Here is a 15,165-nt window from a genome sequence, read left to right as displayed (position 1 = left end):
AAGTCTCGTGGGGACGTCGGTCAACGAGCGATGACCGCCACGAACGACAGTCGTTGCCAATAAACTCCGTTTCACCAGCGATCGAACCTCGGACCGAGACTTCCGACGGCTTCGCCGCACCGGTAGCACAGCAACCGGTGCTACCCCTTGAGAAGAGACCCCCTCCTTCTCCCCCTTGGACCACGGGGAAGCGGTAAGAGTGTTCCTTGGACAAGGGCGAGCAATCAGGCAGGCGTACCCCCGGTTGCTTCGCTACTAGCTTTCCTGGGTACCCCCGGTTGCTTCGCTACCGGGGCCGACGCAGTCGGCTCGAAGTCTCGTGGGGACGTCGGTCAACGAGCGATGATCGCCACGAACGACAATCGTTGCCAATAAACTCCGTTTCACCAGCGATCGAACCTCGGACCGAGACTTCCGACGGCTTCGCCGCACCGGTAGCGAAGCAACCGGGGCTACCCCTTGAGAAGAGACCCCCTCCTTCTCCCCCTTGGACCACGGGGAAGCGGTAAGAGTGTTCCTTGGACAAGGGCGAGCAATCAGGCAGGCGTACCCCCGGTTGCTTCGCTACTAGCTTTCCTGGGTACCCCCGGTTGCTTCGCTACCGGGGCCGACGCAGTCGGCTCGAAGTCTCGTGGGGACGTCGGTCAACGAGCGATGACCGCCACGAACGACAGTCGTTGCCAATAAACTCCGTTTCACCAGCGATCGAACCTCGGACCGAGACTTCCGGCGGCTTCGCCGCACCGGTAGCGAAGCAACCGGTGCTACCCCTTAAGAAGAGCCCCCCTCCTTTTCCCCCTTGGTAAGAGTGTTCCTTGGACAAGGGGGAGCGGTCGGGATGCCCGTCGATGTGGGGGAGCCGTCGGAATGACCGTCGATATGAACCCAAGATTCGCCAGTTTTCCTCGAATACCACCAAGGGAGGCCGGCTTGGCTTTCGGGGTAGAATGGCCTTGGAGGAGGGGGCGTCGCCGTCGCTAAGGAGGCACGATCCCCCGATTCGACTCAACAAGGGATTCGTGGGGAGTTTCGTCATGGAACAACGACCCGGTCAGCTTCGGACGGCGTTCATGGGCATCTTCGTCTGTGCGGCCCTCGCGGCGGGAAGCCTCGGAGTCCTTCTGCTCGGGCAACGCGACGGATGGTTCAGCGACCCGATCGAACTCACCACGTCGATGGAGCAAGTCCACGGTCTTCGCACCGGCACCCGCGTGCGTGTCCTGGGAATCCCAGTCGGCCAGGTGTCGCGCATCGAGCCACCGGCGACGCCGGGTGAACCGGTCCGGGTCCATTTCTGGATCGAGGAGGAATACCAGTCGCTTATCCGAACCGACGCCACGGTGGAACTCGTGAAGGAGGGATTCGTCGGCGAACGCGTCCTCGAGATCAACCCCGGCACGGCCGAGGCGGCGATCGTCGCCGATGGCGCCGAGCTTGCTTCGCGGACGAGCCCGACGTGGGAGGAGCTGATGCAAAAGGCAAATCAGCTTAGCGAACAGATCGCCGAGGGCCAGGGAACGCTCGGCAAGTTGATCCAGAACCCCGAGGCATACGAGTCGCTGGAGCAGCTCTTGGGCGATGCGCGCAACGTCCTCAGCGGCGTCGACGAGAACCTCAGCTCGCTCAAGCAGAGTTGGCCGGTGAAGGGTTGGTTTTCCGACCGCTACGACATCCTCGTGCGTCCCGAAGCCGAAACCTTTCGGAAGATCTTCGCCGAGGAGGAGCTATTTGAGGCGGGGCGAGCCATCCTGACCGACGGGGGACGGGCGAAGCTCGACGAGGTCGCGACGTGGATTCACGACTTCGACCATCACCAGTCCGATGTCGTGGTCGCGGGGTTCGCGGCGGACATGCAAGATGGCCGCTTGGCCGACTTGATGAGTCAGAAACAAGCCGAGGCGGTGCTCGAGTACCTCACCTACCAGCATGGCATCCAGCGGACCGGATGGCTGACGCGGCGTACCGCCGACGCCCACGGTTTCGGAAACCTGCCCGCCCCCGACCAACGGAAAGACTTGCCTGCGCGCCGCATCGAGATCCTGACGATTGTCGAATAGCTTTCGCCGAGTGGGCCATTGAAAAAGGGCAGCCCCACATGCTCGCGGAGCTGCCCGTTAAGTTCAGGTTCAACCGATCGGCAGCCGAGAGGAGACTGCCGAGGGTTCGAGGCGTTTACTCCTCGACGTTGGCGCCGGTCGCTTCCGCCGCAGGAGCGGACTCTTTCGGGGCCGGTGTCTCGGCGACTGGTTCCGGTGCCCGGGTGGTCTTCCCCTCGAGTTCCTCGAGAGCCTCGGGCTTGATGCGAACCTCCGCCTCGTGGTGCATCCGGAATCCGGTCCCGGCGGGGACGAGGTGCCCGAGGATGACGTTCTCCTTGAGGCCGACGAGGTAGTCGATCTTGCTGGCGATCGCCGCTTCGGTGAGGACCTTGGTCGTTTCCTGGAAACTCGCCGCCGAGATGAAGCTGTCCGATTGAACCGAGGCCTTGGTGATGCCCAAGAGTTGGGTGCTCGCGGTCGCCGGGATCGGCTTGGCACACTCGGGAGGCGTTCCCCCCTCCTCGGTGATGCGGTTGACTTCCTCTTCGAAGACGTCCTTCGGAACGAGCACCCCTTCCTTGAAGTCGGAATCGCCCGCGAGCGTGACCCGGACCGAGTCGACGAGCTCTTGGTTGCGGCGACGGAAGCGGAATTTGTCGATCGTCGATTCGGGCAACAGTCCCGAGTCCCCGACCGTCTCGACTTTCACCTTGCGGAGCATCTGGGCGATGATGATCTCGATGTGCTTGTCATCGATCTCGACCCGTTGGCTGCGGTAGACGTTCTGAATCTCCCGCACCAGGTAGTCTTGCACCGCCTCTTCGCCCTTGATGCGAAGGATGTCGTGAGGAACGAGCGGACCTTCACAGATCGGATCGCCGGCACGGACGTAGTCGCTACTGTGAACGCGAAGCGACTTACCGGTCGTGACCAGATGCTCGCGTTCCATGCCCGACTCGTTGCGGACGATGATCGACCGCTTGCCGCGCTTCTTGTCGGGGGAGAGTTCGACCTCACCGTCGATCTCCGCGATGATGGCCGGCTCCTTCGGACGACGTGCCTCGAAGATCTCCGTGACCCGCGGCAGACCACCGGTGATGTCCTGGGTACCGGCGACGTCGCGAGGCGTCTTGGCGACCTGGGTTCCGGCGGTGATCTGCTGACCTTCCCGGACTTCGACGTAAGCCTTTTCCGGGATGTAGTAGACGTGCAGGATCTGGCCGGTGGCGTCCTCGAGGATGATCTGCGGGTGCAGATCGCCCTTGTGTTCCATGATCTGCCAACGCTCGGAACCGCCGGCGTCCTGCTCCTTGCGAAGCGTTTCGCCTTCGATGATGTCCTCGAAGCGGACGCGACCGCCGACTTCCGAAAGAATCGGCACGGTGTGCGGATCCCAGCGGCAGAGCGGGGCTCCTCCCTGGACTTCCTGGCCTTCCTTCACGTAGAGGAACGCACCATTGGGGATGGAGTACTTTTCGAGCTCACGACCCTTGGCGTCCTCGACGTAGACTTCACCATTACGGGCAAGCGCGACGAGGTTGCCGTCGCCGGTGTCGACCGCGGAGACGCGCTCGAAGCGGATCGTTCCGGTCTTCTTACAGCGGACTTCGCTCTCCTCGACCGAGCGGCTCGCGACACCACCGATGTGGAAGGTACGCATCGTGAGCTGCGTGCCCGGCTCGCCGATCGACTGGGCCGCGATCACGCCGACCGCGGTCCCTTCCTCAACGAGAGCACCGGTGGCGAGATCCATGCCGTAGCAGTGACGACAGACACCCAGCGGGGCGTCGCACGTCATCGGGCTACGGACGGTGAGCTTGTCGATGCCGAGGGCCTCGATTCGCTGCGCGATGTGGTGAGTGATCATCTCGTTCTCACGCAAGATGACCTCGTCGGTGATCGGATCGACGATGTTGTCGCGTCCGACCCGCCCGTGGATACCGTCGGAGAGACTCCGTTCGATCTGCTCACCCTTGTAGATGACACCTTTGGTGACACCGCGGGTGGTGCCGCAGTCGACCATGGTGATGACGACGTTTTGGGCGACGTCGGCGAGTTTACGCGTCAGGTAACCGGAGTCGGCCGTCTTCAGCGCCGTGTCGGCCAAGCCCTTTCGAGCACCGTGCGTCGAGCTGAAGTACTCCAGCACCGTCAGGCCCGAGCGGAAGTTCGCCTTGATCGGCTCTTCGATGATCGCCCCACTCGGCTTGGCCATGAGGCCACGCATGCCGGCGAGCTGACGAATCTGGTCGACACCACCACGAGCACCGGAGTGGGCCATCAAGTAGATCGGGTTGAGGTATTGCTCGCCACGACGGCGGTCGTCCTCGAGCTCCTTCATCATCGCCTTGGTGATCTCGTCACGGGCGTGGGTCCAGGCGTCGAGCACCGCGTGGTGACGTTCGGTGTCGGTAATGATGCCGCGTTGGTAGTTGCGGCGGTGCTGCATGATCTTCTTCTCGGTCTCGGCGATGACCGTCGGCTTGTTGTCCGGCGTCTTGAGGTCGTCGGTCGCGAAGCTCAGCCCGCTTCGGGTCGCCTCGTGGAAGCCGGTCTCCTTCATGCGATCGAGCAGGTCGATCGTCTCGCGCCGACCCAGCATTCGGTAGCAGTCGGCGATGATGCCCGAGAGCTGCTTTTGACCGTTGGTCTGGTTGTAGTACGGCATGCGATCGCTGACGATCTCGTTGAAGAGAATGCGACCGACGGTCGTCTCGAGCAGCCCACCGGGTTGGTAGTTGGACGCTCCTTCGCCGACGACCTTCTTGTTGGCGGGAATTCGGACCTTGATCCGGGCGTGGACGCCGACGGTCTTCAGCGCGAACGCGAGGAAGACCTCCATCGGCGAAGCGAAGATCTTGCCTTCGCCGAGCTCCCCTTCGCGCGGGACCGTCATGTAGTAGCAACCCATGACGATGTCTTGGCTCGGGCTGATAATCGGCGCCCCGTTGGCCGGGGAGAAGATATTGTTGGTCGACATCATCAGCGTCGAGGCTTCGACTTGCGCTTCGATCGACAACGGCAGGTGGACCGCCATTTGGTCGCCGTCGAAGTCGGCGTTGAAGCCCTTGCAGACCAGCGGGTGGATCTTGATCGCGTTGCCGTCGATCAGGACCGGCTCGAAGGCTTGGATACCCATGCGGTGCAAGGTCGGAGCACGGTTGAGCAGGACCGGATGGTTGCGGGTCACCTCTTCGAGGATGTCCCAGACTTGCTCGTCCTTGCGTTCGAGCATCTTCTTGGCGCTCTTGATCGTGTCGGCGTGACCGAGTTCCTTGAGGCGCCGGATGATGAAGGGCTGGAAGAGTTCCAGGGCGATCTTCTTCGAGGGCAAGCCGCACTGGTTGAGCTTCAGCTCCGGACCGACGACGATGACGCTTCGGGCGGAGTAATCGACGCGCTTGCCGAGCAGGTTTTCGCGGAAGCGGCCCTGCTTACCCTTGATCATGTCGGTCAAGCTTTTCAGCGGCCGGTTGGAGGAACCGAGGACCGGTCGCTTGCAGCGGTTGTTGTCGAAGAGGGCGTCGACCGACTGCTGAAGCATCCGCTTTTCGTTGCGGATGATGACTTCCGGCGCGTTGAGGTCGACGAGCTTCTTGAGACGATTGTTCCGGTTGATGATACGGCGATAGAGGTCGTTCAAGTCGCTGGTGGCGAAGTTGCCGCTATCGAGCAAGACGAGCGGGCGAAGGTCCGGCGGGATGACCGGGACGACATCGAGGACCATCCACTCAGGCTTGTTCTCGCTGTCCCGCAGCGCTTCGACGACCTTGAGCCGCTTGGAGAGATCCTTTTGCTTTTGCTTGCTGGCGGTCTTGGAGAGATCGTCGCGTAGCTCGTCGGGAAGCTTGACGAGGTCAAGACGGGTGAGCAGACGGCGCACCGCTTCGGCGCCCATGTCGGCTTGGAAGCCATCGCCAAACTGCTCGCGGGCGCGGCGATACTCCTCGTCGGTGAGGAGTTGGCGCTCCTTGAGGGCCGTCTCGCCCGGATCGACCACCACGTAATCCTGGTAGTAGATGATCTTCTCGAGGGCGGTGGTGCGCATGTCGAGCAGGGTGCCCAGACGGCTGGGCATCGCCTTGAAGAACCAGATGTGCACGATCGGGGCGGCGAGCTCGATGTGCCCCATCCGCTTGCGGCGCACCCGGCTGTGGGTGACTTTGACGCCGCAGCGATCGCAGATCATCCCCTTGTACTTCATCCCCCGGTACTTGCCGCAGGCGCATTCCCAGTCCTTCTCCGGGCCGAAGATGCGCTCGCAGAAGAGGCCGTCCTTTTCGGGACGGTAGGTCCGGTAATTGATCGTTTCCGGTTTCTTAACTTCACCGAACGACCAGCTCCGAATGTCGTGGGGGCTCGCCAAGCTGATCTTGACGGCTCCGTAGTCGTTGATGCGGTCGTAGGCATGTTCAGCGATGCTCACGCCAGGCACTCCTTAAGGAACATGCTGATAGTGGGACGAGCCCCGAGCGATCGCGAGAGATGCTGGGGAACAAAAGCAAAGGGAACTTGAGAGGACACGATAGGAGCGTGCCCGTTCATTGCGAGGTGGGTAGACGCTGTCCGTTCCCCGAGACAGACCCGCGATGGCCTGCTGGGGTTGCTTGACTCTTGTTCATCGCAGGGTCGCGGCAAAGCAACTCTCATGCCAAGTAAGCGTCCGAGCCTCTTAGGATAACCAGTGACGGGACGCCTGTGCAAGCGCAAAGCGTCCCCCGCGTCGGAGTTTTCCGTGCGTCGATCGATTAGATCTTCTTCTTTTCCAGTTGGAGATTCAGGGCAAGGCCGCGAATTTCGTTGGTCAACACCTCGAAGCTCGCCGGCGTACCAGCTTCGAGCGTATTCTGGTTCTTGACCATCGCTTCGTAGATCTTGGTACGCCCTTCCACGTCGTCACTCTTGACGGTGAGCAGCTCCTGTAGGATGTGAGCCGCTCCATACGCCTCGAGTGCCCAGACTTCCATTTCCCCGAAGCGTTGCCCGCCGAAACGGGCTTTCCCGCCGAGAGGTTGCTGGGTGATCAACGAGTAAGGACCGGTCGCCCGCGCGTGGACCTTGTCATCGACGAGGTGATGCAGCTTGAGCATATAGATGTAACCGACGGTTACCTCTTGCTCGAACATGTCCCCGGTACGGCCGTCGATCAGTCGCGCCTTGCCGTTCTCGGGCAAGCCTTGCTCGACGAGGAGTCGGTTGATTTCCGACTCCTGGATTCCGTCAAAGACCGGGGTGATGACTTGGACGCCCTTCTTCGCGGCCGCCCAGCCGAGGTGAGTCTCGAGAATCTGGCCCACGTTCATACGGCTCGGAACGCCCAGCGGGTTCAGAAGGATCTGCAGCGGCGTGCCGTCTTCCAGGAACGGCATGTCCTCCGCGGGCATGATCTTGGAGATAACACCCTTGTTACCGTGGCGGCCGGCCATCTTGTCGCCCACCGAGATCTTGCGACGGGTCGCGGTGTAGACCTTGACCATCTGCAAGACACCCGAGGGGAGCTCATCGCCCCGCTTGAGGCTGTTGAGCTGTCGTTCCCGCGCGTCGATCGCCGCTTCGACCTTCGGCCAATACTTGCGATAGATGTCGCGGGCGGCGTCGACCTTCTGCGGACTGCGGATGTCGATGTCGTCGAAGAGGAAGAGCGAGGCTTGCTCGGCGACGATCTTGTCGTCGTCCTCCTTGCCCATCGGACGGCCCTTGGCGTCGTTGAGCGTGCGACCGAGCGTTTCTTCCAGCTCGACGATCATCGGGCGGAAGAACTCGCAGATCGCCGCGTTACCTTCGGCTTCGGACTCCTTGAGTTCCTTCTCGAAGGCCTTGCGCTCTTCGTCGGTGAGGCTCATCCGGCGCGAGAACCGCTGCGTGTGGATGACGATGCCTTCGATGCCCGAGGGGACCTCGAGGCTGTCATTCTTGACGTCCTCTCCCGCACGCCCGAAGATCGCGTGCAACAGCTTCTCTTCCGGAGTCAGCTCGCTCTTGGACTTCGGCGAAACCTTACCGACCAGGATGTCGCCCGGCAAGACCCGCGTGCCGACGCGAACGATGCCGGTGTCGTCCAGGTTGCGAAGGGCGCGATCGCTGACGTTGGGAATGTCGCGCGTGAACTCTTCGCGGCCGAGCTTGGTTTCGCGGATTTCCGTCTCGAACTCCTCGATGTGGATCGAGGTGTAGACGTCGTCGCGGACGAGATCCTCACTGATGATGATCGCGTCTTCGAAGTTGTAGCCTTCCCACGACATGAAGCCGACCAGGACGTTCCGGCCCAGGGCCAGTTCGCCATTCTTGGTCGCGGCTCCGTCGGCGAGGACCTGACCCTTCTTGACCTCCTCGCCCAGCTTGATGATCGGCCGTTGGTTCAGGCAGGTCCGCTCGTTGAGTCCGGTGAACTTCCGCAACTTGTGGATGGTGTCGTTGACGACGATCCGCTCGGCGTCGACGTAGGTGACCACGCCATCTTCCTCGGCACGCACCACCATGCTGCTGTTCTCGGCGACGACGCGCTCCATCCCGGTCGCGACCACCGGCGGGTCGGTCTCGAGAAGCGGCACCGCTTGCCGTTGCATATTCGATCCCATGAGGGCGCGGTTGGCGTCGTCATGCTCGAGGAAGGGAATCAAGCCGGCCGAGACGCCGACCATCTGCATCGGCGAGATGTCGATGTACTCGACGTCGGTCGTCGGTGTCGGGATGAAGTCACCCGCCAGACGAGCGGTCGTCGACCCTTCGGCGAACTTGTCGCCATCGTTGGGCGCGTCCGCCGGGGCGATCTTCCGACGGCTCTCCTCGTCGGCCCGAAGCCAGTCGACATCCTTGGCGACCTTCCCCCCCTTGCATGGACGGTAAGGCGTGATCAGGAAGCCGAGCTCGTCGACCTTCGCGTAGATCGCGAGGCTCGAGATCAGGCCGATGTTCGTGCCTTCCGGCGTCTCGATCGGGCAGATCCGGCCATAGTGGGAAATGTGAACGTCACGCACTTCGAAGCCGGCACGTTTCCGGTTCAGACCGCCCGGGCCCAACGCACTCAGACGACGTTCGTGAGTCAACTGCGAGAGGGGGTTGGTCTGGTCGACGACCTGGCTCAACTCGCCTCGACCGAAGAAATAGTCGATCGCGGCCGAGATGCTCTTCGGATTGATCAAGGAGCGCGGCGTTAGCTCCTCTTGATCCTTAAGGTTCATCCGGTCCTGGACCGTGCGGCGAAGCTTGAGGAAGCCCTTGCGGAGCTCCTCGGCGGCCAGCTCGTCGATTGTCCGCAGACGACGATTACCAAGGTGGTCGATGTCGTCGATCTCACCTTCGTTGCGGCGCAGTCCGACCAGGTACTTCAGGGCGTTGACGAAGTCGCGGGCGCTAAGCGTCATCTCCTCTTCGGGGACGTTCTGCTTGAACTTGCGGTTGATGCGGAAGCGACCGACGCGACCGAGGCGGTAGCGGTTGGAATCGAAGAACTTCTCCTGGAAGAGGGTCTTCGCCTTGTCGAGTTGCGGCGGGGTGCCCGGGCGCAAGCGCTGGTAGATCTTCAAGAGCGCCTGTTCGTGGGTGTTGGTGCCATCCTCGACGAGCGAATTGAGCACGAGCGGGTCGTTCGTGTCGGAGATGACCGGCAGCGAGGTTCCCTGGAGCTTGCTGTCGGCGATCTTCTTGGCTTGCAGCTCGGTGATCGTGGCGCCGGCATCGGCGTAGATCTCGCCGTCGACCGGGTCGATGACGTCATCGGCCATCACCTTGCCGACCAGGCCTTCGCCGTCGCCGCTGACTTTGACCTCGTTGAGCTGGTGGAACTCCTTGATGATCGCGGCATTGCTCGAGAACTCGGGGCTCATCGCTCGCAGAAGCGTCATCGCGGAGAACTTGCCGCTCTGGTCGATGCGGACGCCGAGCGTCTCCTTGCGGGTGACGTTGACCTCGATCCAGCTACCACGCTCGGGGATGATCCGGCAGGAGTGGAGCTTGCGGTCGGTGCTCTCGGAGTCGATGACGAAGTCGACGCCGGGGCTACGGTGGAGCTGGTTGACGACGACGCGCTCGGCACCGTTGATGATGAACTCGCCGCCACCGATCATGATCGGCAAGTCGCCGAGGTAGACCTCTTCGTCGACCGGCTCGTCCTTGACCAAGCGGAGCCAGACGCGGAAGGGACGACCGTAGGTGAGGCGCAGTTGGCGGCACTCTTCCGGATCGTAGCGAGGCTTACCCAAATCGTAGCGCAGGTACTCGAGCTTGATTTGCCCGTCGTAGCTTTCGATCGGGAAGGTTTCGCGCAGAACTCCCTCGAGACCGACGGCTTCACGTTCGGGGGCGGGGATTTCGTACTGAAGGAAACGATCGTAGGACTTTGTCTGGATCTCCGTCAGAGGTGGCACTTGCACCGAAGAGAGATCGGTGGTACGACCAACATAGGTACGACCAGAGGAAGCCAAGGTTCGTTTCGCGGGAATCGGCATACGGCCCTACGCTCCAGACCAAAAGGAAACCCGTGACCACCGCAACGGACACGGGCTTATAACGCGACCCTCAAATTCGACTGCCCGGGTAGCCGGGAAGGTGTGACGCCACACGCTCCCCGCGAGGGGGAGCGGCGTCGGTAGTGTAGCGAAGCCGAATGGCAAACGCAATTTACTTGAGGGCGACGGTACCGCCAGCCTCTTCGAGTTCGGCCTTGAGCTTCTCGGCGTCTTCCTTGTTGACCTGCTCCTTGATCGGCTTGGGAGCGCCCTCGACCAGTTCCTTGGCTTCCTTGAGGCCAAGGCCGGTCGCGCCGCGGACGACCTTGATGACGGCGATCTTCTTGCCGGAATCGAAGGCCTCGAGAACGACGTCGAATTCCGTCTTTTCCTCGACGGCTTCCGCCGCTCCGCCACCGTCGCCGGGAGCGGCCATCATGACACCACCACCGACGGCGGCTTCGATGCCGTGGACGTCGGAGAGGTAATCCTTGAGTTCCTTGGCTTGCAGGACGGTCAGGCCGACCAGTTGATCACCGAGGCCCTTGATATCGTCCGAGAAGGTCTTCTCTTCAACCGCTGCTTCAGACATCGCTTCTGAACCTTTCGTCAATCTTCCGAGAGAGAGTATGTTTTCCACCGTGCGAACGCCGGCCCACGCCGCGTTCGTCGGACCGTTGCCGCGTTAGCCGTCGCCACTTTCGCGTTCGGCCAGTTGTTGAATTTGGCTGGCCACCTGAGCACCGACGTTGTTGATCATCGCCACCGGAGCGGAACCCGCGCCCAGAAGCATGCCGACCACTTGGCCGATCAATTCGACCCGGGAAGGGAGCTTGCTCAGCACGTCGACGCCTTGGGCATCGACCGCTTGGCCTGAGACGCACGCCCCCTTGACCTGGAGCTTCTCGACCTTTTTGGCCCACTCGGAAATCTCGCGAGCCAATTCCACAATCCCTTCGCCACCCCAGGCGATGGCCGAAGGTCCCGAGAGGATCTCGTCGACCGGGGGATACCCCATGTCGGCGAGCACCTTGCGGGCGAGACTGTTTTTGACGACCTGCATCTCGATCCCCTTCTTGCGAAGTTCGAGACGCAGCTCGTTGCTCTCCAGTGCCTCCATGCCGACGACGTTCACAATGACGACGTCTTCGACGCCATCCATGCGGCGTCTGAGGTGTTTCATCTCAAGTTCTTTGACGAATCGGCTCATCGTGAGTGATCCATGTTCGGGGGCCGGAAAGCCGGCCGAGCGTGTTAGAGACTGATGGCGATACCCGGGCCCATCGTCGAAGTCAGCGTGATGGACTGGATGAAGATACCCTTGACGCTCGACGGACGGCTCGAGCGAATGTGATTGATGAAGGTCTCGATGTTCTGCTTGAGCTTGTCTTCCGAGAAGCTCAGCTTGCCGACCAACGCGTGGACGTTGCCACTGGCGTCGGAGCGGTATTCGATCTTGCCCGCCTTGAACTCGCTGACCGCCGTCCCAATGTCGTTGGTCACCGTTCCATTCTTGGGCGTCGGCATCATGCCGCGGGGGCCGAGGACACGACCGAGCGGTCCGACCACCCCCATCATGTCGGGCGTGGCGAGCGTCATGTCGAAGTCGAGCCAGCCGCCCTTGATCTTGTCGGCCAAGTCCTTGCCGCCGACGAAATCGGCGCCCGCGTCCTTCGCGGCTTGCTCGTTGTCACCCTTGGCGAAGACGAGCAGCCGGACTTCCTTGCCGGTGCCGGCGGGCAGACTGATCGCGCCGCGGATAATCTGATCGGCTTGACGCGGATCGATCCCCAGGTGCAGAGCCGCTTCGACACTCTGATCGAACTTCGTCGTCGCGAACTGCTTGAGCAGCGCGATCGCCTCGTCGACGTCGTGGTATTCCTTCTTCAGCAGCTCCGCGAGCTTGCGATAGCGCTTCGAATGTTTCGCCATGAGCTTTGTCTCTCCGGACTCGCGGCGGAGAGCCCCCTCTGTGCTAAATGGATGAGTCGTCTTTACTCGACGTGAATGCCCATGCTCCGAGCCGTTCCCGCGATGATGCGCGCGGCATGATCGAGGTCACGGGCGTTCAGATCGGCGAACTTCTTATTCGCGATCTCTTTGAGTTGATCTTCCGAAACCGTCCCGACCTTCTCGGTCCGGGGATTGGAAGCTCCCTTGGCGATTCCCGCTGCTTGCTTGAGCAGGACCGCCGCTGGCGGACTCTTCAAGATGAAGTCGAAGCTGCGGTCGTTGTAGACCGTGATGACGACCGGAATCGTCACGCCCATCATGTCCTTCGTCCGGTCATTGAACTGCTGGACGAATTGACCGATGTTCACGCCATGCTGACCCAGCGCCGGACCAACCGGCGGGCTTGGGGTCGCTTGACCGCCCGGTACCTGCAACTTGATTTCCGCGACAACCTGTTTCGCCATCGCCCATTCATTCCCTATTCGCTGGCCACGAGGGCCAGCATGGTTTGATGTTGGAATCTGCTATTTTGGGAAGAGCAGACGCAAATTCCAGTCCCGGAATTGAAAAACCGGTCTGGAGCCTGAAGTAACGTTCGAAACCGGGCGAGGTTCCCGGCTTGCGGCCCAACCTCCGTGTGCCCAACCTAGGCGACGCCAATGTCTTAGCGTCTTGGGCACGCCCAACGTTGTTGGTACGGACTCCCCCCTTGCCCAAGGAGCATTCCGATTGCTCCCCCTTATCCAAGGGCAAGCCAAATTGCTCCCCCTTGTCCAAGGGGGAGTTAGCTGGGGTCTCCTTGCACGGCGTTTCCGGCTAAACCATCAGGAGGGAGAAAGCCCCGACTCCCCTCATTCCCCCTTCGACAAGGAGGGGGGATGCTGGGAATCCAAAGGCCATGCTCGTTCATTGGCGAGTACTCGCGGCCGGACGGTTCCCGGTCGGCGAGCCTTAGACCGGTTCGACCTGCCAGTACTCCAACTCGACCGGCGTCGGACGATTGAAGATCTGGATCATGACGCGAACGACGCCCTTTTGCTCGTTGACTTCCTCGACATCCCCTTCGAAGTTCTCGAAGGTGCCTTCCTTGATCTTGACGCGGTCGCCCTTCTGGAAGTTGATCTTGAGTCGAGGAGCGGCTTGCTCGCTCTCTTCCTGTCGCCCGAGCATCCGAGCGACATCTTGGTCGGTCATCGGGACCGGACGTCCGCCGGCGCCGACAAAGTCGCCCACGCCGGGGGTTTCGCGAATCACGAACCAGACCTCGTCGTTCAGATCGAGCTGGACCATGATGTAGCCGGGGAAGAACCGACGTTCGACCACCCGCTTCTTGCCATCCTTGATCTCCGAGACCTTCTCGGTCGGGATGACGATCTCGGTGACGTACTCCTCGACCCCTTCGATCTTCAGGCGCCTAAGGATCGCCTCGCGAATCGACTTCTCGCGGTTACTTTGAACCTTGAGGACATACCAGGGGCGAGTCTCTTCGGGAGGAGCCTCTTCGACTTCCTCCTCTTCAGCCTCTTCCTCGTCGCCCTCCTCCGCGGAGGCTTCGGCGTCGTCTTCTTCCTCGGCGACCTCATCCTCGTCGGCGTCGTCGCTGTCCTCGGGCTCGCTTTCCGCGGCGGCGGCTTGCTCGGCCATCTCCGCGCCGTTCTCTTCCGCAACCTCTTCGGCGACTTGCTCGTCAACGTCGGACGGGTCGGCTTCGACGTCGGAGGAGTCCTCCGCATCGTCGGATGCGGCGGCGGGCTCGTCCTCTTCGTCGGACGCGGCCGCGACGGGTTGCTCGTCTTGGGCTTCGTCGGTCGATTCCGCGGGAGCGTCGGCGTCGCTCGCGGCGGGGTCCGTTTCGAGAGGGGCACCGTCGGCGGCGGTCTCTTCGACTTCGGCTGGCTCTCCCGTCGACGTGTCCGGAGTTACTGCCGATTCGGGAAGACGCTCGTCACTGGACATGAAACCGACCACCTGTCGTATCGATCAAAAGAGGAACCACGATGCCCAATCTCCAAGACTGGGCAATGAAGGAATCCAATCCTGCCACGAGAAGGGCACGATCATGTTCGGGTTGCCGCCACCGAGGATCCCGCCGATGCGGAGGAATCCGCACACCGTCAGCAGCCATTGCCACATCCGGTCGGCGACAAACATGAACCCGGCGACGAGCACGACCGTAATCAGGACGACGATCGTCGAGACCTTGACCTCGTCGCGCGTCGACCAGGAGACCTTGTTCATCTCCGCTTCGGTGCTGATCAGGAAATCGGCAAACCGCGGAAAGTGAACGATCCGGTACGCGAGCCAAAGGAAGATCACGCCGCCAACCGCAGGCACACCCCATTCCAGGATTGGCCCGGAGGTCGCATTGATCCGGCTCCAGGAATACATCCCGAAGAGGATGAGGATCCCGAGGGCCGCGATCGTGCCGTGGCGGGCCTTTATCCCTTGGCCGGGCTTGTAGGCCTGGGAGGAGAGGATCGCCCGAAAGAAATCGCCGCTTGTTCCGGTCATCAACGCCATCTGCCAACTTCCCGCTTCTTGCGGCCACGCACCGAATCGTCGCGATGTCGGCTCGTGTATGCCATCATGACTTGATTCGCCCTTCCCACGTCCAGCGAACGACTAGGCCTCGCGTCGCGCGGGAAACGTTGTCTCGTCCTAGAGCAGGATGCCTCGTTCCGCTCTCGGGCGGGACGGAATCCTTCGAATGCACATCAGTGTACCCG

9 protein-coding genes are annotated in these 15,165 nt (G+C 61.7%); 1 reads left to right on the top strand and 8 read right to left on the bottom strand.

The features are described 5' to 3' along the window. The first annotated feature begins 1,034 nt into the window (after positions 1–1,034). Complete coding sequence (locus tag Pan216_RS23490; protein ID WP_419192902.1) at positions 1,035–2,057, top strand: MlaD family protein; 1,023 nt, start codon at positions 1,035–1,037, stop codon at positions 2,055–2,057. 115 nt (positions 2,058–2,172) lie between these two features. Here Pan216_RS23490 and rpoC read toward each other — a convergent pair whose 3' ends face one another. The 8 genes from rpoC to secE all read right to left on the bottom strand — a co-directional run bounded on the left by rpoC (position 2,173) and on the right by secE (position 14,959). Next, entirely contained in the window at positions 2,173–6,465 is a 4,293-nt protein-coding gene (rpoC, locus tag Pan216_RS23485) for a DNA-directed RNA polymerase subunit beta' (RefSeq protein ID WP_145261950.1), read from the bottom strand. A gap of 322 nt (positions 6,466–6,787) precedes the next feature. Beyond that, positions 6,788–10,486, bottom strand: coding sequence for a DNA-directed RNA polymerase subunit beta (rpoB, locus tag Pan216_RS23480; RefSeq protein WP_145261949.1), 3,699 nt, complete (start codon positions 10,484–10,486; stop codon positions 6,788–6,790). A gap of 172 nt (positions 10,487–10,658) precedes the next feature. Continuing rightward, a complete protein-coding gene (rplL, locus tag Pan216_RS23475; protein ID WP_145261947.1) occupies positions 10,659–11,078 on the bottom strand; it encodes a 50S ribosomal protein L7/L12 in 420 nt (139 codons plus the stop codon). A gap of 93 nt (positions 11,079–11,171) precedes the next feature. After that, positions 11,172–11,696 carry a 50S ribosomal protein L10 gene (gene rplJ, locus Pan216_RS23470; RefSeq protein ID WP_145261945.1) on the bottom strand — a complete coding sequence of 175 codons (525 nt, stop codon included), beginning with the start codon at positions 11,694–11,696 and terminating at the stop codon, positions 11,172–11,174. A gap of 44 nt (positions 11,697–11,740) precedes the next feature. Next, complete coding sequence (gene rplA / locus Pan216_RS23465; RefSeq protein WP_145261944.1) at positions 11,741–12,418, bottom strand: 50S ribosomal protein L1; 678 nt, start codon at positions 12,416–12,418, stop codon at positions 11,741–11,743. Positions 12,419–12,480: 62 nt separating this feature from the next. After that, the gene (gene rplK / locus Pan216_RS23460) at positions 12,481–12,903 is read right to left on the bottom strand and encodes a 50S ribosomal protein L11 (RefSeq protein ID WP_145261942.1); all 423 of its coding nucleotides are present in this window, start codon (positions 12,901–12,903) and stop codon (positions 12,481–12,483) included. A gap of 487 nt (positions 12,904–13,390) precedes the next feature. Next, positions 13,391–14,395 carry a transcription termination/antitermination protein NusG gene (nusG, locus tag Pan216_RS23455; RefSeq protein WP_419192901.1) on the bottom strand — a complete coding sequence of 335 codons (1,005 nt, stop codon included), beginning with the start codon at positions 14,393–14,395 and terminating at the stop codon, positions 13,391–13,393. Between the two features lie 24 nt (positions 14,396–14,419). Then, positions 14,420–14,959: a preprotein translocase subunit SecE gene (gene secE, locus Pan216_RS23450; protein WP_419192900.1), complete on the bottom strand. Its 540-nt coding sequence runs from the start codon at positions 14,957–14,959 to the stop codon at positions 14,420–14,422. Positions 14,960–15,165 lie beyond the last annotated feature (206 nt).

The organism is Kolteria novifilia, assembly GCA_007748055.1.
Lineage (GTDB): Bacteria > Planctomycetota > Planctomycetia > Kolteriales > Kolteriaceae > Kolteria > Kolteria novifilia.
Note: the sequence above shows the minus strand (reverse complement) of the source record. Positions and strands in the feature narration are given on the sequence as shown.

Excerpts from the sequence above, each read along its gene's own strand:
- rplA (WP_145261944.1), bottom strand. The coding sequence starts at position 12,418 with ATGGCGAAACATTCGAAGCGCTATCGCAAGCTCGCGGAGCTGCTGAAG.
- secE (WP_419192900.1), bottom strand. The coding sequence starts at position 14,959 with ATGGCGTTGATGACCGGAACAAGCGGCGATTTCTTTCGGGCGATCCTC.
- nusG (WP_419192901.1), bottom strand. The coding sequence starts at position 14,395 with ATGTCCAGTGACGAGCGTCTTCCCGAATCGGCAGTAACTCCGGACACG.
- Pan216_RS23490 (WP_419192902.1), top strand. The coding sequence starts at position 1,035 with ATGGAACAACGACCCGGTCAGCTTCGGACGGCGTTCATGGGCATCTTC.
- rplK (WP_145261942.1), bottom strand. The coding sequence starts at position 12,903 with ATGGCGAAACAGGTTGTCGCGGAAATCAAGTTGCAGGTACCGGGCGGT.
- rplJ (WP_145261945.1), bottom strand. The coding sequence starts at position 11,696 with ATGAGCCGATTCGTCAAAGAACTTGAGATGAAACACCTCAGACGCCGC.
- rplL (WP_145261947.1), bottom strand. The coding sequence starts at position 11,078 with ATGTCTGAAGCAGCGGTTGAAGAGAAGACCTTCTCGGACGATATCAAG.
- rpoB (WP_145261949.1), bottom strand. The coding sequence starts at position 10,486 with ATGCCGATTCCCGCGAAACGAACCTTGGCTTCCTCTGGTCGTACCTAT.